18 protein-coding genes and 1 rRNA gene are annotated in these 20,139 nt (G+C 70.6%); 17 read left to right on the top strand and 2 right to left on the bottom strand.

Annotated features, from left to right (window positions below):
- Nucleotides 1-26 precede the first annotated feature (26 nt).
- On the top strand, nt 27-404 hold the full coding sequence (gene rplT, locus PUT80_RS25510) for a 50S ribosomal protein L20 (RefSeq protein ID WP_009079612.1): 378 nt from the start codon (nt 27-29) through the stop codon (nt 402-404).
- Between the two features lie 71 nt (nt 405-475).
- The gene (locus PUT80_RS25505; RefSeq protein ID WP_343076903.1) at nt 476-1,201 is read left to right on the top strand and encodes an RNA methyltransferase; all 726 of its coding nucleotides are present in this window, start codon (nt 476-478) and stop codon (nt 1,199-1,201) included.
- A gap of 90 nt (nt 1,202-1,291) precedes the next feature.
- Here PUT80_RS25505 and PUT80_RS25500 read toward each other — a convergent pair whose 3' ends face one another.
- The gene (locus PUT80_RS25500; protein ID WP_275293729.1) at nt 1,292-1,468 is read right to left on the bottom strand and encodes a hypothetical protein; all 177 of its coding nucleotides are present in this window, start codon (nt 1,466-1,468) and stop codon (nt 1,292-1,294) included.
- A 429-nt stretch (nt 1,469-1,897) separates the two neighbouring features.
- Here PUT80_RS25500 and pheS point away from each other — a divergent pair, with 429 nt between their 5' ends.
- Together pheS and pheT are read left to right on the top strand one after the other, a co-directional pair.
- Nucleotides 1,898-2,953 (top strand): phenylalanine--tRNA ligase subunit alpha, encoded by a 1,056-nt coding sequence (pheS, locus tag PUT80_RS25495; RefSeq protein ID WP_238605672.1) that lies wholly within the window; start codon nt 1,898-1,900, stop codon nt 2,951-2,953.
- Nucleotides 2,953-5,523: a phenylalanine--tRNA ligase subunit beta gene (gene pheT / locus PUT80_RS25490; protein WP_037818169.1), complete on the top strand. Its 2,571-nt coding sequence runs from the start codon at nt 2,953-2,955 to the stop codon at nt 5,521-5,523. Before pheS ends, pheT begins: the two co-directional genes overlap by 1 nt.
- A 105-nt stretch (nt 5,524-5,628) precedes the next feature.
- Here pheT and PUT80_RS25485 read toward each other — a convergent pair whose 3' ends face one another.
- The gene (locus tag PUT80_RS25485; RefSeq protein ID WP_043828479.1) at nt 5,629-6,318 is read right to left on the bottom strand and encodes a DNA alkylation repair protein; all 690 of its coding nucleotides are present in this window, start codon (nt 6,316-6,318) and stop codon (nt 5,629-5,631) included.
- 130 nt (nt 6,319-6,448) lie between these two features.
- Here PUT80_RS25485 and PUT80_RS25480 point away from each other — a divergent pair, with 130 nt between their 5' ends.
- From PUT80_RS25480 to PUT80_RS25420, 13 genes are all read left to right on the top strand, one after another.
- Nucleotides 6,449-8,050 carry an alpha/beta hydrolase gene (locus PUT80_RS25480; RefSeq protein WP_275293728.1) on the top strand — a complete coding sequence of 534 codons (1,602 nt, stop codon included), beginning with the start codon at nt 6,449-6,451 and terminating at the stop codon, nt 8,048-8,050.
- Nucleotides 8,051-8,243: 193 nt separating this feature from the next.
- Nucleotides 8,244-8,720, top strand: a complete 477-nt coding sequence (locus PUT80_RS25475; protein WP_134667961.1) for a helix-turn-helix domain containing protein — start codon at nt 8,244-8,246, stop codon at nt 8,718-8,720.
- Nucleotides 8,721-9,300: 580 nt separating this feature from the next.
- Nucleotides 9,301-10,329, top strand: coding sequence for an N-acetyl-gamma-glutamyl-phosphate reductase (argC, locus tag PUT80_RS25470; protein WP_275293727.1), 1,029 nt, complete (start codon nt 9,301-9,303; stop codon nt 10,327-10,329).
- Nucleotides 10,326-11,486, top strand: a complete 1,161-nt coding sequence (argJ, locus tag PUT80_RS25465; protein ID WP_238605676.1) for a bifunctional glutamate N-acetyltransferase/amino-acid acetyltransferase ArgJ — start codon at nt 10,326-10,328, stop codon at nt 11,484-11,486. The genes argC and argJ overlap by 4 nt, the downstream gene beginning before the upstream one ends.
- Nucleotides 11,483-12,418, top strand: coding sequence for an acetylglutamate kinase (gene argB, locus PUT80_RS25460; RefSeq protein ID WP_037818179.1), 936 nt, complete (start codon nt 11,483-11,485; stop codon nt 12,416-12,418). The genes argJ and argB overlap by 4 nt, the downstream gene beginning before the upstream one ends.
- Nucleotides 12,415-13,620, top strand: a complete 1,206-nt coding sequence (locus PUT80_RS25455; RefSeq protein ID WP_275293726.1) for an acetylornithine transaminase — start codon at nt 12,415-12,417, stop codon at nt 13,618-13,620. Before argB ends, PUT80_RS25455 begins: the two co-directional genes overlap by 4 nt.
- Nucleotides 13,620-14,546: an ornithine carbamoyltransferase gene (gene argF / locus PUT80_RS25450; RefSeq protein WP_037818181.1), complete on the top strand. Its 927-nt coding sequence runs from the start codon at nt 13,620-13,622 to the stop codon at nt 14,544-14,546. The genes PUT80_RS25455 and argF overlap by 1 nt, the downstream gene beginning before the upstream one ends.
- Complete coding sequence (locus tag PUT80_RS25445; RefSeq protein ID WP_037818182.1) at nt 14,543-15,043, top strand: arginine repressor; 501 nt, start codon at nt 14,543-14,545, stop codon at nt 15,041-15,043. The genes argF and PUT80_RS25445 overlap by 4 nt, the downstream gene beginning before the upstream one ends.
- Nucleotides 15,040-16,029 carry an argininosuccinate synthase domain-containing protein gene (locus PUT80_RS25440; protein WP_275293725.1) on the top strand — a complete coding sequence of 330 codons (990 nt, stop codon included), beginning with the start codon at nt 15,040-15,042 and terminating at the stop codon, nt 16,027-16,029. Before PUT80_RS25445 ends, PUT80_RS25440 begins: the two co-directional genes overlap by 4 nt.
- A gap of 24 nt (nt 16,030-16,053) precedes the next feature.
- Nucleotides 16,054-17,469: an argininosuccinate lyase gene (gene argH, locus PUT80_RS25435; protein WP_275293724.1), complete on the top strand. Its 1,416-nt coding sequence runs from the start codon at nt 16,054-16,056 to the stop codon at nt 17,467-17,469.
- A gap of 44 nt (nt 17,470-17,513) precedes the next feature.
- On the top strand, nt 17,514-18,149 hold the full coding sequence (locus PUT80_RS25430) for a DNA-3-methyladenine glycosylase (protein ID WP_037818187.1): 636 nt from the start codon (nt 17,514-17,516) through the stop codon (nt 18,147-18,149).
- A gap of 32 nt (nt 18,150-18,181) precedes the next feature.
- Nucleotides 18,182-19,456: a tyrosine--tRNA ligase gene (tyrS, locus tag PUT80_RS25425; RefSeq protein WP_037818189.1), complete on the top strand. Its 1,275-nt coding sequence runs from the start codon at nt 18,182-18,184 to the stop codon at nt 19,454-19,456.
- A 359-nt stretch (nt 19,457-19,815) separates the two neighbouring features.
- Nucleotides 19,816-20,139: ribosomal RNA gene (locus PUT80_RS25420) — 16S ribosomal RNA — on the top strand; the annotation flags it as partial.

Raw genomic sequence — 20,139 nt, 5'->3', positions numbered from 1 at the left:
CCCCCCGAATTCGACAGGATGGACCAGTGGCACGCGTCAAGCGGGCGGTCAACGCCCAGAAGAAGCGTCGCGCGACTCTCGAACTGGCCAGCGGTTACCGCGGCCAGCGTTCGCGGCTGTACCGCAAGGCCAAGGAGCAGACGCTCCACTCGCTCAACTACGCCTACCGCGACCGCCGCGCGCGCAAGGGTGACTTCCGCCAGTTGTGGATCACCCGCATCAACGCGGCCGCTCGCGCCAACGGCGTCACCTACAACCGGTTCATCCAGGGCCTGAAGGCCGCCGGTGTCGAGGTGGACCGCAAGATCCTCGCGGACCTCGCGGTCAACGACGCGGCCGCCTTCACCGCGCTCGCCGAGCTCGCCAAGGCGAACGTCACGACCGGCGAAGCGAAGTCGGCCTGACCGGCAGCATTTTCCGGCCCGGGGCGGATCCGTTCACCGAACGGACCCCCCGGGTCGTTGCTGCGCGCAAACTGACCCGGCGCGCGGAACGGGAGAAAACCGGCCGCTTCCTGGCCGAAGGGGTCAACGCGGTCACGTCGGCCCTGTCCCACGGGACGGTCCACGAACTCTTCGTGACCGAACGCGCCGCCGCCGCCCATCCTTCGTTGGTGGCGGCCGCGCCTCGCGTGTCGCCGATCACCGACCGCGCCGCCGCGAGCCTGTCGGAAACCGTGACCCCGCAAGGAATCATCGCGGTCTGCTCGCTGGTCGACCGTCCACTGGAGACAGTCCTCGCCTCGGCCCGCCTCGTGGTGGTCCTGGTCGACGTCGCCGAACCCGGCAACGCGGGCACCGTGATCCGGGTAGCCGACGCCGCCGGCGCCGACGCGGTAGTCCTCGCCGGCGACACCGTCGACCCGCACAACGGCAAAAGCGTCCGCGCCGCCGCCGGTTCGACGTTCCACGTCCCGCTGGCCCGCGCCCGCGACATCCCGTCAGTCCTCACCGCCCTCCGCGCAGCCAGCCTCCGCACGCTCGCCGCGCACGGCTACGCCTCGACCTCGCTCGAGACTGTCCACTTCGGAGACCCGGTGGCGTGGATCTTCGGCAACGAGGCACACGGCCTGCCCGAGGACGTCCTCTCGTCAGTCGACGAAGCGGTCCGGATTCCGTTGTACGGCAAGGCGGAAAGCCTCAACCTGGCTACCGCCGCCGCGGTCTGCGTCTATACCGCAGCGATGGCCGCTCGCCGCTGACCTCCGGCAGTTCTCCTGCATCGGTGATGGCCACGGTGCGGGCAAATCGATGATCGTCCGCTGGCTGGCCTCGCGTTATTGCTGGCACCGCTAGGCCACCGACGACACCATGCGCGCCCACGCGCCCGCACCACCCCCGGCGCTGCCCCCTGCCGCCGCCGTCATCACCGCCGCGACGTCGTCGCCGTCACCGCCGTCACCAGTGTCATCGCCACCACCACGACTGCCACCGGCATCGCCCACCGCCACTGCCACCGCCACCGTCATCGCCCATCGCCACCGCCCACTGCCACCGTCATCGCCCACCGCCACCGCCCATCGCCGCCATCGCCACCCGCGCTGCCGTCGTCGGCCCGAGCCGCGCCGCGCTTCCGGTCTGGCGGTCCCGCGTTCCGCATTGGCGGTGCCGATCGCTCCCGAAACCCCGCCTGGCCGAGCCGCTCCGCAGCCACCCGCGAGGGCGGCCGGGGCGGGCCGGTCGCGAGGCCGTTCTCACCTGATCCGCTGACCACCGTTCGGGTCCCCGGCGACGGTCAGTCGTGATCACGGGGCGGATCCGGCGCAGCCGCTCCGGAAGCGGAGGGTGAGCGGCCGGGCCCGGCGCCCGATCCCCTAGACTGAGCTGCCCGATGTGCACGTGCGGCGGCATGCCCGCGTGTCGCCGACAACACCAGTCCCAGCGGACGCCGAGGAGTCATGTCCGGAGCCACAGAACAGCCGGTCGACGTGCTCGCACCGGAGACCCTGCGCGCGGCGATCAAAGCGGCCGAGGACGCCTTCGCCGGCGCAGCCGACCTGGACGCGCTCGCCGCCGTCAAACCGGCCCATCTCGGGGACCAGTCGCCCGTGCTCCTCGCGCGCCGGGAAATCGCCGCGCTGCCGAAGCAGGAGAAGGCCGACGCCGGCAAGCGCGTCAACGAGGCCCGGCAGGCGGTGCAGTCCGCGTTCGACGCGCGCCGCGCGGCTTTGCAGGCCGAGCGCGACGAGCGCGTGCTTCGCGAGGAGGCCGTCGACGTCACGTTGCCGTGGGACCAGATCCCGCGCGGAGCACGGCACCCGATCAGCACGCTGTCCGAGCGCATCGCCGACGTTTTCGTCGCCATGGGCTACGAGGTCGCCGAAGGACCCGAGCTCGAGGCGGAGTGGTTCAACTTCGACGCGCTCAACTTCGGCAAGGACCACCCGGCGCGCCAGTTGCAGGACACGTTCTACGTCGGCGAGGAAGGCTCCGGCCTGGTGCTGCGCACGCACACCTCGCCGGTGCAGGCCCGCAGCCTGCTGCACCGCGACCTGCCGGTGTACGTCGTGTGCCCGGGCCGCACCTACCGCACCGACGAACTCGACTCCACGCACACGCCGGTGTTCACCCAGGTCGAAGGCCTCGCCGTCGACAAGGGCCTGACCATGGCGCACCTCAAGGGCACGCTCGACGCGTTCGCCCGCGCGATGTTCGGCGAGAGCTCCACGACGCGGCTGCGCCCGCACTTCTTCCCGTTCACCGAGCCGTCGGCGGAGGTCGACGTCTGGTTCGAGGAGAAGAAGGGCGGCCCCGGCTGGGTCGAATGGGGCGGCTGCGGCATGGTCAACCCGAACGTCCTGCGCGCGTGCGGCGTCGACCCCGAGGTCTACTCCGGCTTCGCGTTCGGCATGGGCATCGAGCGGACCCTGCAGTTCCGCAACGGCATCCCGGACATGCGCGACATGGTCGAAGGCGACGTCCGGTTCACCCTTCCCTTCGGAACGGAGGCGTAGTGCGAGTCCCGGTGAGCTGGCTGACCGAGCATCTCGAGGTGGATGCCGACGTCACGCCGCAAGACCTGGCCGACGCCTTCGTGCGGATCGGGATCGAGGTCGACGAGCTCAGCAAGCTCGGCCCGGTGACCGGCCCGCTCGTGGTCGGCCGCGTCGCGGAGATCGAGGAGCTGACCGGCTTCAAGAAGCCGGTGCGGTTCTGCCGCGTCGAGGTCGGCGAGGAACCCGACCCGGAGCCCGACGACGCCGAACTGTCCGAAGAGGACGACGACGAGGACGACGGCCCGCTCGAGAACGAAGGCCCGCACGGCATCAAGACGCGCGGCATCGTCTGCGGCGCGAGCAACTTCGCCGAGGGCGACCTCGTCGTGGTCGCGCTGCCGGGCGTGGTCCTGCCGGGCGATTTCGAGATCGCCGCGCGCAAGACGTACGGCAAGGTCAGCGACGGCATGATCTGCTCGGCGGCCGAACTCGGCCTCGGCGACGACCACAGCGGCATCCTCGTGCTCCCGCCGGGCACGGCGAGCCCCGGCGACGACGCGAAGGACCTGCTCGGCCTCGACGACACCGTCATCGAGGTCACGCCGACCCCGGACCGCGGCTACGCGCTGTCGATCCGCGGCTTGGCGCGCGAACTGTCGAACGCGCTCGACGTGCCCTTCGGCGACCCGGCGATGCTCGACAACTTCCCGGAGGCCGAGGGCGAAGCGTGGCCGGTCCGGGTCGAGGACCCCGAGGGCTGCCCGCGGTTCGTGCTGCGCCGCGTCACCGGTCTCGACGCGACCGCGCCGACGCCGTGGCGGATCCGCCGCAGGCTGATGCTGGCCGGCATCCGGTCCATCTCCCTCGCGGTCGACGTCACCAACTACGTGATGCTCGAACTCGGCCACCCGCTGCACGCGTTCGCGACCGGCTCCATCCAGGGCGACCTGGTGGTCCGCCGCGCGAAGGCGGGGGAGAAGCTCACCACCCTCGACGACGTCGAGCGCACCCTCGACGCAGACGACATCGTGATCGCCGACGACAGCGGCGTCATCTCCCTCGCCGGCACGATGGGCGGCGCCAGCACGGAGATCACGCCGGAGAGCACGGACGTGCTGCTCGAGGCGGCGCACTGGAACCCGGCGTCGATCAGCCGCACCGCGCGCCGGCACAAGCTGTTCTCCGAGGCGGCGAAGCGCTTCGAGCGCTACACCGACCCGGCGCTGTGCGCGGCCGCGGTGGAGCTCGCCGCGCGGCTGCTGCGCCAGTACGGCGACGGCGCGATCCGCCCGGGCCGCACCGACGTCGGCGGCGTCGCCCCGCACGCCCCGGTGACCATGCCGATCAACCTGCCCGACCAGGTCGCCGGCGTCCGCTACGAACGCGGCGTCACGGTCCGGCGGCTCGGCCAGATCGGCTGCAAGGTCCAGCTCAGCACGAGCGACCAGGGCGTCGGCCTGGTCACCGCGACCCCGCCGAGCTGGCGCGGCGACCTCGTGCAGCCCGCCGACCTCGTCGAGGAGGTCCTGCGGCTCGAGGGCTACGACAGCATCCCGTCGGTCCTGCCCGCCGCGCCCGCGGGCCGCGGCCTCACCGACGCCCAGCGCCGCCGCCGCGCGGTGTCCGGCGCGCTCGCCGAGGCGGGCTACGTCGAGGTGCGCCCGTTCCCGTTCATCGGCGACGCCGTGTGGGACGCCTTCGGCCTGCCCGAGGACGACATCCGCCGCACGACGGTGCGCGTGCAGAACCCGCTCGAAGCCGACCACGACCGGATGGCGACCACCCTCCTGCCGGGCCTGCTGGAGACGTTGCAACGCAACGTTTCCCGCGGCCTGAAGGACGTGTCGCTGTTCCACGTCGGCCAGGTCGTGCTGCCGAAGCCGAACCAGCTCAAGGTTCCGGACCTCGGCGTCGAGCACCGCCCGAGCGACGAGGACCTCGCCGTGCTGGAGGCCGCCGTGCCCGCGCAGCCGGTGCACGTCGCCGTCGTCCTCAGCGGCCAGCGCCCGCGCGCCGGCTGGTGGGGCAAGGGCGACCAGGCAGGCTGGGCCGACGCCGTGCAGGCCGCGCGCCTCGTGGCCGAGGCCGCCGGCGTGCAGCTCACCGTGCAGGCCGCCGACCTGCTGCCGTGGCACCCGGGCCGGTGCGCCCAGCTGCGCGTCGGCGACTGGCCGGTCGGCCACGCCGGCGAACTGCACCCGAAGGTCGTCGAGGCCCTCGGCCTCCCGCCGCGCACGGTCGCCATGGAACTCGACCTGGACGCGATCCCGCTGCCCGACTCCCGTCCGGCGCCCAGCATCTCGGCCTACCCGCCGGTGCTGCTGGACGTCGCACTGGTCGCCGGCACGGACGTCCCGTCCGCCGACCTCGCCGACGTGCTCCGCGAAGGTGCGGGCGAACTGCTCGAGGAGATCACCCTCTTCGACGTCTACGCCGGCGAGCAGCTCGGCGAAGGCAAGCGTTCCCTGGCGTACAAGCTCCGCTTCCGCGCCGCGGACCGCACGTTGACCGTCGACGAGGCCACCAAGGCTCGCGACGCCGCGGTCGCCGCCGCCGGCGAGCGCTTCGGAGCGACGCTCCGCGCCTGATCCGACGCTGTCCCCGTCCCGCGCTCCGGCCACCGGCCGGTCAGCCGGGGCGGGGGAGCGCTGGTGTCATGGCACCCTCCTTTTCTTTTCCTCGAACGGTTCGCTTCAGCTGAGGTGCTTCATCGCCTCCCGGACGGACAGCGGGGACAACCCCGGGTGTGCGCGGACGAACGCGCGGACCCACTCCGGCTCGGCACGAGCGTGATCCCGCAGTGCCCAGCCGATTCCCTTGCGCAGAAAGAAATCCCGGTCGTCGAGGTTCGCCTCGATCGCGTCGGCCAGCAGCTTCTGGTCCACCTCGCCCTTCGCGCTGACCTGACAGATCACCGCCGTCCGCCGGCGCCAGCGATCAGCGTCTGTCATCCAGCGGCGCAGAACCGGCGTGACCGCCGCCCGGTGCTCGCGCAGGATCGGCCCGACCCGGCGGATCGCGACCTCGTCGACGTGGTCCCACCACGCACCGGTGACGATCAGCTCGTCGTACATCTCCAGCAGTTCCGGGTCCTGCCATTGCCGGTAGGCGCGGTGCCCGGAGAGATCGATCGCCGCGTACCGCTCCTCGCGGTACTCCGCTTCCCGCCACAACGCGAGCACGGTCTCGGCGTACGTCACTCGATCGGGCAGAACATGCTCGGCCAGGACCGTCTTCATGAGCTTGCCGCGCGGCGGTTTCGGCACGCCGCGAAACGGCATCGCGGACTTCATGTACGCCTGCATCTCCGGTGCTTTGACCGGGTCCGCCAGCTCGGCCAGCCCGGTTCGCACCGCCGTGATCAAGGCTTCGCCCGCACCCATTGAGGACCACCTCCGTCGTCTCGGATCCCGACGATCGGGGGACAGCGCGGCTCGTGTCGGGAAACGAGATTCTGCCGCGCAGCCGGTAGCTTCGACGAGCCCTGGTTGCCGTCGGACGCAAAGGACCACTGTGAGGAAAATCGTCACCGCGCTGGCCGCCGCCGCTGTCGCGGCCGGAACGCTGGCTGTCGCACCCGCCGCCACCGCGGTGCAGCCCGAAGGGTCGGGCTACGCGCCGCCGCCGATCAAGTGGGGACCGTGTTCCGCACCAGGACTCGCCAAGGCGGGAGCCGACTGCGGATTCCTGGAGGTCCCGGTGGATTACGCGCAGCCGTCGGGCGAGAAGGCGCAGATCGCCGTTTCCCGGGTGAAGCACAAGACCGCGAAGTTCCAGGGCGTGCTGCTGGTGAACCCGGGCGGGCCGGGAGGCTCCGGCCTCGGTCTTTCGGTGCTCGGCCGGAATGTGCCGAAGCACGCCGGAGACAGCTACGACTGGATCGGCTTCGACCCTCGCGGCGTCGGCTCCAGCAAACCGGCGCTCACGTGCGACGGGAACTACTTCGCTCCGGTCCGTCCGGCTTACGTGCCGAAGACCCCGCAGCTGGAGAACACCTGGCGCGCTCGCACGAAGGGCTACGCCGAGGCCTGCGCGAAGAACGGCCCGCTGCTCGAGCACATCAAGACCACTGACGTCGCGCAGGACATGGAAAGCCTCCGCAAGGCGCTGGGCCAGAAGCAGATCAACTACTACGGCTTCTCTTACGGCACTTACCTCGGCCAGGTGTACAGCACGCTGTACCCGGACCGCATGCGCCGGATGGTGCTCGACGGGAACGTCGACCCGCGCAAGGTCTGGTACGACGCCAACCTGGACCAGGACGTCGCTTTCGACCGCAACATCAAGATCTACTTCGACTGGCTCGCGAAGTACGACAACGTCTACCACCTCGGCAAGACCGGTTCGGCCGTCGAGCAGCTCTGGTACGCCCAGCAGCGGAAGCTCGACCGCGCCCCGGCGGGCGGCGTGATCGGCGGCGACGAGTGGACCGACATCTTCCTTCAAGCCGGCTACTACGTGTTCGGCTGGGAAGACATGGCCAAGGCCTTCGACGGATGGGTGCACCGCGGCGACTGGCAGACGCTGAAAGCGTTGTACGACAAGTCGAACGCTCCCGGCGACGACAACGGCTACGCGGTTTACAACGCGGTGCAGTGCACCGATGTCCAGTGGCCGCAGGACTGGGACCGCTGGCGCCGCGACGCCTGGGCCACCCACACCCGCGCGCCTTTCGAGACCTGGAGCAACACCTGGTACAACGCGACCTGCCTGAACTGGCCCGCGAAGCCGGGCAAGCCGGTGGACATCGACGGGTCGAAGGCGAGCGGCGCGCTCCTGATCAGCGAGGAACTCGACGCGGCGACGCCGTACTCGGGCAGCCTCGAAGTGCGCAAGCGTTACCCGCGCTCGAGCCTCATCAGCGCGCCAGGCGGGACGACGCACGCCGGATCGCTCTCCGGGGTTTCGTGCGTGGACGACAGGGTCGCTGACTACCTCGCCACCGGCGCGTTGCCGAAGCGGGTGCGAGGCGACCGCTCCGACGTCCAGTGCGCCGCGGTGCCGCAGCCGGTTCCGTCTCCGGTCGCTTCCGATGCGCAGCAGAAGGCTGATGCCGCGGCGAAGGCCGCGGCGGAGGAGAAGCAGGGCCTGCTTGCCGGTCTGCTGCGTTTCTGAGTTGTTCTGCGCGGTGCCCCGGCCTGGTCTGCCAGGCCGGGGCATTGTTCCTTTCCGCTGGTCCATCGAGCCCCCTCGGTCGTTTTCGGGTCGCCGGGGACGCTACGACGGGGGTCTGACAATTTCGGACCGCAGTCACCCGATCGCGTTAAGTGATCGAAAATTGTCGGGGGTCGCGGATACCTTCGCGGCCATGACGATCATTCAGGAGCACCGGACCGAGGTCCGGTCAGGAGATGTCCAGTACCAGGTCGCCGTCGTCACCCGCACCGAGGACGGCGAGCCCGAGCGGGTCACCGTCACGGTCGGCGGAGAACGGCCGGACGGCGAACCCGTCGTCGAGGGCAGACTCGAACTCGACGTGACGTCCGTGGCGACCGTCGCGGAACTGCTCGACACGAGCCTGCGCACCTTCGCGGGCGGCGGCTCGCGGCGAAGATCGCGCGGACGCCCGGCCCAGCAGGGACGGCCGTGGACCGACGAGATGGACGCGGACCTGGAAGCCCGCTGGCTCGCCGGGGACTCGGTGATCGAGTTGGCGCGCCATTTCGCGCGAACGCCCGGCGGGATCCGGGCGCGGCTGCCGAGGGTCGGGTGCGATCCGGAACATCCGGGAAATCATCTGCCCACACCGCCGAGTCTGCGCGAAGCGGAGGAGGGGGTGGACTGACGAGTGCCCGCCGGGTTCGCATCCCGAGGCGGGCCCGGCGTGGCGGTGGCTGCTGGCCGGACTGGGGCTTGGGCTCCGGGATCGGTGGTGTGTGCGCTGGATTTCTGCGCGGGTTCCGCGACGCGGCGCGCGCGGAACTTACGGCATAGGTTCCGTGGCGAGTGGTGGGTGCCGAAGCGATGGATTGGGCCTAGGGCGGGCGGCGTCCGCGGGACTGGTGGCGTGCGCGCCGGATTTGCGGCGTGGGCTCCGTGGCGAGCGGTGGGTGCCGGACTGGCAACTCAGGCCCCGGGGTGAGCGGTGCGCCCCGTGCACGGGACTTGCGGTGTGGGCGGCGTGCGGCCTGTTCAGGCGACTCGGTCGTTTAGCGCTGGCCAGGAACCCGTCGTCTAAGCCCGGGCGGAAGTCCTGCCGCTGCGGAACCGCATCGGCACGCCGTCGATCAGGGCTGATCCAGTCCATCGCGGCGGCGGAAAAAGCCTGGAGAACGCAGGGAATCCACGGAAGTCCCGGGGAGGGGACGGTCAGGGTGAGCAAACCCTCTTTGTTTGAGCTTGCACGATCGTGCATAATCATTCGTATGACGGTGAAGATCGCGGTAGCCGGTGCCAGCGGGTACGCGGGCGGCGAACTGCTGCGCCTGCTCCTGACCCATCCCGAGGTCGAGATCGGCGCTCTCACGGCGGCGAGCAGCGCGGGGACGACGCTGGGCACGCACCAGCCGCACCTCGCTCCGCTGGCCGGACGGGTGCTGCTCGAGACGAACGCGGAGACGCTCGCGGGCCACGACGTCGTGTTCCTTGCTCTGCCGCACGGCCACTCGGCCGAGATCGCGGCGCAGCTCGGGCCGGACGTGCTCGTGGTCGATCTTGGGGCCGACCATCGGCTCGCGGACGCGGCGGACTGGCGACGGTGGTACTCCGGCGAGCACGCGGGGCAATGGCCCTACGGGATGCCCGAGCTGCCTGGCGCGCGCGAGAAGCTCGTGGGGACCAAGAGGATCGCGGTTCCGGGCTGTTTCCCGACCGGCGGGTCGCTGGCGCTGGCCCCGGCGTTGGCGGCGGGGCTGATCGAGCCCGCGGTCACCGTGGTGTCGGTGACGGGGACGTCCGGTGCGGGCAAGAGCCTGAAGCCGAACCTGCTCGGGTCCGAGGTCATGGGCAACGCGAGCGCGTACGGCGTCGCCGGTGCGCATCGGCACACCCCGGAGTTCGTGCAGAACCTCTCGGGCGCGGCGGGCAAGCCGGTGACCGTTTCGTTCACGCCGGTGCTCGCGCCGATGCCGCGCGGCATTCTCACGACGGCGAGCGCTCAGCTCGCGGGCGACGTCGACGAGGCCGCCGCGCGCGCGGTGTACGAGAAGGCCTACGACGCGGAGCCGTTCGTCCAGGTCCTGCCCGAAGGGACCTGGCCGACGACCGCGGCCACGGTCGGCTCGAACAACGTCCAGCTCCAGCTCGGGATCGACGACGGCGCGGGCAGGCTGGTCGTCGTCACGTCGATCGACAACCTCACCAAGGGCACCGCGGGCGGTGCCGTCCAGTCGATGAACCTGGCGCTCGGTTTCCCCGAGGCCACCGGACTTTCCACCGTGGGAGTGGCACCGTGACCGTCACCGGACCGAAGGGTTTCCGCGCCGCCGGCGTGGCCGCCGGGATCAAAGCCTCCGGCGCGCTCGACCTCTCGCTGGTCGTCAACGACGGCCCGCTCGACGTCGCGGCGGGCGTGTTCACCCGCAACGTGATCAAAGCCGCGCCGGTGCTGTGGTCGCAGGAAGTGCTGAAGCAGCAGAAGCTGAAGGCCGTCGTGCTCAACTCCGGCGGGGCGAACGCGGCGACCGGGCCGGGCGGGTTCCAGGACACGCACGCCACCGCGGAAAAGGTCGCCGAGGTGCTGGGCGCCGGCGCGATCGAGGTCGCGGTGTGTTCCACCGGCCTGATCGGCGAGCGGCTGCCGATGCCCGCCGTTCTGTCCGGTGTGGACAGTGCGGTCAAGGCGCTGGACGCCGGCCCGGAAGCGGCGCTCAACGCGGCCACCGGCGTCATGACCACCGACACCAAGCCGAAGCAGGCGTTCGCCCGGCACGACTCCGGGTGGAGCGTCGGCGGGTTCGCCAAGGGCGCGGGGATGCTCGCGCCGAACCTGGCGACGATGCTGTCCGTGCTGACCACGGATGCCGTGGCGGACAAGGAAACTCTCGACCGTGCGCTGCGCGCCGCCACGCACGTCACGTTCGATCGGCTCGACGTGGACGGCGGGACGTCGACCAACGACACCGTGCTCGTGCTCGCCTCGGGCGCGAGCGGGGTGGAGCCGACCGAGGCCGAGCTGACCGAGCTGCTCACCAAGGTCAGCCACGACCTGGTGCTGCAGCTGCGGGCCGATTCCGAAGGCGCCACCAAGGACGTCGACGTCACGGTGAAGGGCGCCGCGTCCGAAGCCGACGCGATCGTCGTGGCTCGGACGATCGCCGAGGACAACCTGGTCAAGACCGCCTTGTTCGGGTCCGATCCCAACTGGGGCCGCATCGCGATGGCGCTCGGCCGCGCACCGGCGCGGATCGACCCCGAGACGGTGTCGATCGCGATCAACGGCGTCACGTTGTTCGCGGGCGGCACCACGGCCGAGGACCGGTCGGCGGCCGATCTGTCCGGGCGGGCGATCGACGTCGTCGTGGATCTCGGCGTCGGTTCGGGCGAGGCCACGATTTACACCACCGACCTCTCGCACGCGTACGTCGAAGAGAACAGCGCGTACTCGTCATGACGGATACCGGAAGGCTCGTCTCCGCGGACGAACGGCTCGCCAGCGCGGCCGAGAAGGCCGGGGTGCTGATCGAAGCGCTGCCGTGGCTGCAGCGGTTCAACGGCGCGACCGTCGTGGTCAAGTACGGCGGCAACGCGATGATCGACGACCAGCTGAAGGCCGCGTTCGCCGAGGACATGGTGTTCCTGCGGCTGGCCGGGCTGCACCCGGTGGTCGTGCACGGCGGCGGCCCGCAGATCAGCGCGATGCTGTCCCGGCTCGGCGTGCCGGGGGAGTTCAAGGGCGGGCTGCGCGTCACCACGCCGGAGACCATGGACATTGTGCGCATGGTGCTGGTCGGGCAGGTGAGCCGCGAGCTGGTCGGCCTGATCAACGCGCACGGACCGTACGCGGTCGGCATTTCCGGCGAGGACGCGCGGCTGTTCACCGCCGAGCGCAAACAGGCCACTGTGGACGGTGAGCAGGTGGACATCGGCCTCGTGGGCGAGGTCGCCGAGGTGAACCCGGCCGCGGTGCTCGACATCGTGAACGCCGGCCGCATCCCGGTGGTGTCCACGGTGGCCCCCGACATCGACGGCGTGGTGCACAACGTCAACGCCGACACCGCCGCGGGCGCGCTCGCCGCGGCGCTCGGCGCGGAGAAGCTCGTCGTCCTCACCGACGTCGAAGGCCTTTACGCCAACTGGCCGGATCGGTCGTCGCTGATCGACCGGATTCCCGTCGACCGTCTCGAACGCATGCTGCCCGGCCTGGCCAGCGGCATGATCCCGAAGATGGAGGCGTGCGTGCGCGCGGTGCGCGGCGGCGTGCGCGGCGCCCACGTCATCGACGGCAGGCTCGCCCATTCGGTGCTGCTCGAGGTCTTCACCTCGCGCGGCATCGGCACCATGGTGCTGCCCGAGGCAGCGCACCCCGGAACGGAGCACGCGTGACTACCCTCAAGTCCAATGCGGACGGCCAGCAGCACTGGCAGTCGGCCGTCATGGACAACTACGGAACCCCCGGCCTGACCCTGGTGCGCGGCGAAGGCGCGCGAGTGTGGGACGCGGACGGCGCCGAGTACGTCGACCTGGTCGGCGGCATCGCGGTGAACGCGCTCGGCCATGCCCACCCGGAGGTGGTGCGCGCGGTCACCGAGCAGATCTCGAAGCTGGGGCACACGTCGAACCTGTACGTGAACCCGGTCGCGGTCGAACTCGCCGAAACCCTGCTCGACGTCGCGGGCCTGAACGGGCAAGGGAAAGTCCTGTTCGTCAACTCCGGCGCGGAGGCGAACGAGGCCGCGCTGAAGATCACCCGGCTCACCGGCCGCAGCAAGGTCGTCGCGGCGGAGGGCGCGTTCCACGGCCGCACGATGGGCGCGCTGTCGCTCACCGGGCAGCCGTCGAAGCGCGAGGCGTTCGAGCCACTGGTTCCGGGCGTCACGCACGTTCCCTACGGCGACGTCGAAGCATTGCGGGCTGCCGTGGACGGCGAGACCGCCGCGGTCTTCCTGGAGCCGGTGCTCGGCGAGGCCGGGGTGATCCCGGCTCCGGACGGTTACCTGCACGCGGCGCGCGAGATCACCAAGGCCGCCGGTGCGCTGCTCGTCCTCGACGAGGTGCAGACCGGGATCGGCAGGCTCGGCACGTGGTTCGGCTTCCAGCAGGCCGGGATCGTGCCGGACGTGATCACGCTCGCGAAGGGTCTCGGCGGCGGGCTTCCGCTCGGCGCGGTGATCGGCGTCGGCGCGGCGGGCGACCTGCTGAAGCCGGGCCAGCACGGCACGACCTTCGGCGGCAACCCGGTGTGCTGCGCGGCCGGGCTGGCCGTGCTGCGCACCATCGTCCGGGATGACCTGCTCGACCACGTTTCCGCGCTGGGCAAGGACCTCGCCGCGGGAGTCGAGGCGCTCGGCCACCCGCTCGTGTCCGGGGTCCGCGGCGCGGGGCTGCTGCTCGGCATCGGCCTGCGGAAGCCGGTTTCCGCGGCGGTCGCGAAGGCCGCGCAGGAAGCGGGCTACCTCGTCAACCCGGTCGCCCCGGACACCGTCCGGCTCGCCCCGCCGCTCGTGCTCGACGAGCAGCAGGCGCACGGCTTCCTCTCCGCCCTCCCGGGCGTGCTCGACTCCACCACCACGAAGGAATCCGACTGATGCCCCGCCATTTCCTCCGCGACGACGACGTCACCCCCGCCGAGCAGGCCGCTCTGCTTGACCTCGCCGACCAGCTGAAAGCTGACCCGCTCGGCACGAAGGCGCTCGCCGGCTCCACGGTGGCCGCGATCTTCGAAAAGAACTCCACCCGCACCCGGTTCTCGTTCGAGGTCGGCATCAGCCAACTCGGCGGGCATCCGGTGATCGTCGACGGCCGTTCGATGCAGCTCGGCCGCGAGGAGACCATCGAGGACACCTCGCGCGTGCTGTCGCGCTACGTCGACGCCGTCGTGTGGCGCACCTTCGCGCAGAAGCGCATCGACTCGATGGCGTCGGTCGCGTCGATCCCGATCGTCAACGCGCTCACCGACGAATTCCACCCGTGCCAGGTGCTCACGGACCTGATGACCATCCGCGAGCGCAAGGGCAAGCTCGCCGGGCTCACGCTCACCTACCTCGGCGACGGCGCCAACAACATGGCGCATTCGCTGCTGCTCGGCGGCACGACGGCCGGGATGAACGTGCGTGTCGTGTCGCCGGAGGGGTTCCAGCCCGACCAGCAGGTGATGCTCGACGCCAAGCAGCGCGGAACCGAAACCGGCGGCAGCGCGACCGTCTACACCGACGCGCACGAGGCCGTCGACGGCTCGGACGTGCTGGTCACCGACACCTGGACGTCGATGGGCCAGGAGAACGACGGCCTCGACCGGGTCGGCCCGTTCCGCGCGCTGCAGATCAACGCCGCGTTGCTGAAGCGCGCCGCCGACGAGGCGATCGTGCTGCACTGCCTGCCCGCGCACCGCGGCTGGGAGATCACCGACGAGGTGCTCGACGGCCCGGCCAGCGCGGTGTGGGACGAGGCGGAGAACCGGCTGCACGCGCAGAAAGCCCTGCTGGTCTGGCTGTTCGGGCAGAACGGCCGATGACCAGCAGCCGGGTCGGGCGCCAGGCGCGGATCACCGAGCTGGTGTCCACGATGGCCATCCGCAGCCAGACGGAGCTCGCGCGGCTGCTCGCCGCCGAGGGGATCGAGGTCACCCAGGCGACGCTGTCGCGCGACCTCGACGAACTCGGCGCGATCAAGCTGCGCGGCGCCGACTCGGGCGCGCCGGTCTACGTCATCCCCGAGGACGGCAGTCCCGTGCGCGGCGTCCAGGGCGGCACCTCGCGGCTGTCCCGGCTGCTCGCCGAACTGATGGTGTCGGCGGACTCGTCGGGCAACCTCACCGTGCTGCGCACGCCGCCGGGCGCCGCGCAGTTCCTCGCGAGCGCGATCGACCGCGCTGCGCTGGAAGAAGTCGTCGGGTCCATCGCGGGCGACGACACGGTTGCGGTGATCGCGCGCGAACCGCTCACCGGACGAGACCTCGCCGAGCGGTTCACCGCGCTCGCCCAAGGTTCGGCGGAAGGAAACGAGCCGTGACCCGGCGGGTCGTGTTCGCCTATCCGGGCGGGCACGGCTCCTCATCCGCGCTGAGTCTCCTCAAGGAACAAGGCGAAGTGGTCGCGGTCGCCGTGGATTTCGGTTCAGGCGACGTGGATCTGTGCGCGCTCCGGCGCCAGGCGATGGCCGGCGGGGCCGCTGAGGTCGTGGTCGCGGATGTCCGCGAGGAGCTCGCGAACAGCTACTGTTTGCTTGCGCTGCAAGCGAATGCGCTGATTCTCGACCGGCACCCGCTGGTCGAAGCGCTGGCCCGGCCGCTGCTGGCAAGCCAGCTCGTCGCGACTGCGAGGGACCGGAACGCCTCCGCCGTCGCACACGGTGGCGGAGACACGTTGTCCAGCATGATCGCGGTACTCGCGCCGGACCTCGAGATCGTGGAACTCGGCGTCCGAGGTAGGCAAGAGTTGTCTACGAGCCGGACTTTGTGGGGCCGGACCGCGGACGACGGTTACCGCTGGACCGAGGACGCCGTAGTGAACCTCGGCATGCCGGACGAGGTCGTCGTCACTTTCGAGCAAGGCGTGCCGGTGGCAGTCGACGGCGAGACGGTCAGCGTCGCCGAGGCGGTGCAGCGGCTCGGACATCGTGCCGGACCACACGGGATCGGCCGGTACGAGGCTTATGACACACCGGGCGCGGCGGCGCTGGTCGCCGCGCACCAGGAGCTGGAATCAGTCACGCTCGACCGTGATCTGGCGAGGTTCAAACGCGGCGTCGACCGGCGGTGGGCCGAACTGGTCCACGACGGATTGTGGTTCTCGCCGCTGCGCGAGCCGCTGGACGCGTTCGTCCGGCGGGCGCAGGAGCGCGTGTCCGGCGAGGTGCGGCTGGTGCTGCACGCGGGCAGCGCGACCGTGGCCGGCCTCCCCGGGAGGCGGCTTCGCCCGGTCGGACGGCGGCACCGCCGCGCGACCGGGCAGACTCCGCTGGGAAACACCCAGCATCCGAGCACCCAGGCGTCCTGAGACGCCGGACGAGAGAGGCAGAACGTGAGCGGGAAAGACCAGCCGGTGCAGCTGTGGGGCGGCCGGTTCGCCAGCGGGCCGGCCGAGGCGATGGCGGCGCTGAGCGCCTCGACCCACTTCGACTGGCGCCTGGCGCCCTACGACATCGCCGGATCGCGCGCGCACGCCCGCGTGCTGAACAAGGCGGGTCTGCTCACCGAAGCGGAACTGACCGGGATGCTCGACGCGCTCGACACGCTGGCGCAGGACGTCGCGTCCGGCGCGTTCACCCCGACGGTCGCCGACGAGGACGTGCACACCGCGCTCGAACGCGGACTGCTCGAACGCGCCGGCGCCGAACTGGGCGGCAAGCTGCGGGCAGGCCGTTCCCGCAACGACCAGGTCGCGACGCTGTTCCGGATGTGGCTGCGCGACGCAGCCCGCCGGGTGGTCGCGGGCACGCTCGACGTGATCGACGCCCTGGTGTCGCAGGCGTCCCGGCACCCGGACGCGATCCTGCCCGGGCGCACCCACCTGCAGCACGCGCAGCCGGTTCTGCTCGCGCACCACCTGATGGCCCACGGCCAGTCGCTGCTGCGCGACGTCTCCCGCCTGCGCGACTGGGACGCCCGCACCGCGGAATCGCCGTACGGTTCGGGCGCGCTGGCCGGTTCGTCGCTCGGCCTCGACCCGGAAGCCGTGGCCGCCGAACTGGGCTTCGACACCAGCGTGGAGAACTCGATCGACGGCACCGCCTCGCGCGATTTCGTCGCCGAGTTCGCGTTCGCCGTCGCGATGCTCGCGGTCAACCTGTCGCGGATCGCCGAAGAGGTGATCATCTGGAACACCGCCGAGTTCGGCTACGTCACGCTGGACGACGCGTGGGCCACCGGCAGCTCGATCATGCCGCAGAAGAAGAACCCGGACGTCGCGGAGCTGACCCGCGGCAAGGCCGGACGGCTGATCGGCAACCTCACCGGCCTGCTCGCCACGCTCAAGGCGCAGCCGCTCGCGTACAACCGCGATCTGCAGGAGGACAAGGAGCCGGTGTTCGACTCGGTCGAACAGCTGGAGCTGCTCTTCCCGGCGATCGCGGGGATGCTCGGCACGCTCACCTTCCACACCGAGCGGCTCGCCGAACTGGCTCCCGCCGGGTTCACCCTCGCCACCGACATCGCCGAATGGCTGGTGCGCCAGGGCGTGCCGTTCCGCGTCGCGCACGAGGCGGCGGGGGAGAGCGTGCGGGTCGCGGAGGCGCGCGGGGCCGGGCTCGACGAGCTGACCGACGAGGAGTTCCAGGCCATCAACCCGGCGCTCACCCCGGCGGTGCGCGAAGTCCTCACCGTCGAAGGCTCGGTGCGTTCGCGCGATGCTCGCGGCGGCACCGCGCCGGACCGGGTCGCCGAGCAGCGGGAGCGCCTGGTCGAGCGCGTCGCGGCGCATCGGCAGTGGCTGAAGTGATCTGTCGCCAGGCCGCTGGTTAGGCTGGCGGCCTGACGAGGGGAGTGCGTGTGGACCGGTTGTTCCGGCGCGAAGAACTGGCACTGGACCCGGTCGACCTGGCTCGGCTGCTGCTCGGTGCCGTCCTCGAGGCCGACGCGCCCGAGGGCCGGGTCGGGGTGCGGCTCGTCGAGGTCGAGGCCTATCGCGGGCTCGACGATCCCGCTTCGCATTGCTACCGCGGGAAAACCCCGCGCAACGCGGTGATGTGGGGTCCGGCCGGGCACCTCTACGTGTACTTCGTCTACGGCATGCACTTCTGCGCGAACGTCGTCGGCACCGAGGACGGCCAGCCGGGCGCGGTGCTGCTGCGCGCCGGCGAGGTCGTCGAGGGCGCGGACATCGTGCGGAAGCGGCGGCCGAACGCGCGCGGCAACGGCGAGCTCGCCAAAGGCCCGGCCATCCTCACCTCTGTGCTGGGTCTCGCCCGCGAGCAGAACGGGCTCGATCTCACCGACCCGGAATCGCCGGTGCGGCTGCTCGCCGGCGAACGCGTGCCCGCCGACAACGTGCGCACCGGCCCGCGCGTCGGCGTCGCGATGGCGATGGACACGCCGTGGCGGTTCTGGATCGACGGCTCACCAGCCGTCTCGACCTACCGCCGCGGCGGGAAACGCCGGCAGGTGCGACCCGCGGGATAGTCGTTTGACCTGGTGGGGGATCATCTACAGGTGTGAGTGAGCACATCCTTGACGAGTTGTCCTGGCGCGGCCTGATCGCGCAATCCACCGACATCGACGCCCTGCGCCGAGAACTCGACCGCGGCCCTCTCACGCTCTATTGCGGCTTCGACCCGACCGCGCCCAGCCTGCACGCCGGCAACCTCGTCCCGCTGCTGATGCTCAAGCGGTTCCAGCGCGCCGGGCACCGGCCGATCGTGCTGGCGGGCGGCGCCACCGGGATGATCGGCGACCCCCGCGACAACGGGGAGCGCACGCTGAACACCCTGGACGTCGTCGCCGACTGGGCCGGGCGGATCCGCGGGCAGCTGGAGCGGTTCGTGGACTTCGACGACTCGCCGACCGGCGCGATCGTCGAGAACAACCTCGACTGGACCTCGAAGCAGAACACGCTGGAGTTCCTGCGGGACGTCGGCAAGCACTTCTCGGTGAACGTGATGCTGAACCGGGAGACGGTCAAGCGCCGCCTCGAGGGCGACGGCATGTCCTACACCGAGTTCAGCTACCTGCTGCTGCAGTCCCAGGACTACCTGGAGCTGTACCGCAAGCACGGCTGCAAGCTGCAGGTCGGCGGCTCGGACCAGTGGGGCAACCTCGTCGGCGGCGTCGACCTGATCCGCCGCGTCGAAGGCGGGACGGCGCACGCGCTGACCGCGCCGCTGGTTACCGACGCCGAAGGCCGCAAGTTCGGCAAGTCCACCGGCGGCGGCGATGTGTGGCTCGATCCGGAGCTGACCTCGCCGTACGCCTGGTACCAGTACTTCGTGAACGTCGGCGACGCTGACGTGCTCCGCTACCTGCGCCTGTTCACCTTCCTCGACCGGGAGGAGATCGAGGCACTCGCGAAGGACACCGAGGAGCGTCCGCACCTGCGCGCCGCGCAGAAGCGGCTGGCCGAGGAGTTCACGAACCTGGTGCACGGCGAGGCCCAGACGCGCCAGGTCATCGCGGCGAGCCAGGCCCTGTTCGGCCGCGGCGAGCTGACCGACCTCGACGGCCCGACGCTCGACGCGGCGATGGCCGAGGTCCCGAACGGCAAGGTCGAGCCCGCGGGCGACGCGACGATCGTCGACCTGCTGCTCGCCGGGGGACTGGTGGACAGCAAGGGCGCGGCGCGGCGCACGGTGAAGGAGGGCGGCGCGTACGTGAACAACGTGAAGATCGCCGACGAGGAGTGGAAGCCCTCGGCTTCCGACGCCCTCCACGGCCGCTGGCTCGTGGTCCGCAAGGGCAAGCGCACGGTCGCCGGCGTCCGCGTCGGGGCCTGATCTCGCCCTCGGCCCGAAACAGGGGGTCTGACCTGCGGGAACGCAGTTAAGGTACCCCCCTGTTTCGGGCCCTGGGAGGGCGTGTAAAGTTCTCCAAGTTGCCAGGGAAACCGGGCGGCCGCCGGGACACGAACCAAGCTCTCGCCTCTAGGGTGATTGAGTGGGTGTCCCACCAAAAACTGCTAGGAATGACCGCTTCGGTCAGGCTCGCCCTCACGGGGTAGGGTTTGGTCCGGGGTGTGTTGCTTGAGAACTCAACAGTGTGCTAGTGAACTAAGCCAGTAGAGCTTATATGAAACCCCCTCGTCGGGGTTTCCTTTGAGAATATTGATTGAGAGTAGTCTCGATCGAACTGTTCATTGTTGGAGAGTTTGATCCTGGCTCAGGACGAACGCTGGCGGCGTGCTTAACACATGCAAGTCGAACGCTGAACCGGTTTCGGCCGGGGATGAGTGGCGAACGGGTGAGTAACACGTGGGTAATCTGCCCTGTACTCTGGGATAAGCCTGGGAAACTGGGTCTAATACCGGATACGACTCTCGGAGGCATCTTCGGGGGTGGAAAGTTCCGGCGGTATGGGATGAACCCGCGGCCTATCAGCTTGTTGGTGGGGTAATGGCCTACCAAGGCGACGACGGGTAGCCGGCCTGAGAGGGTGACCGGCCACACTGGGACTGAGACAC

The sequence above is a fragment of the Amycolatopsis sp. La24 genome, from assembly GCF_029087445.1.
GTDB lineage: Bacteria > Actinomycetota > Actinomycetes > Mycobacteriales > Pseudonocardiaceae > Amycolatopsis > Amycolatopsis nivea.
This window is presented reverse-complemented; position numbering and strand designations above follow the sequence as displayed.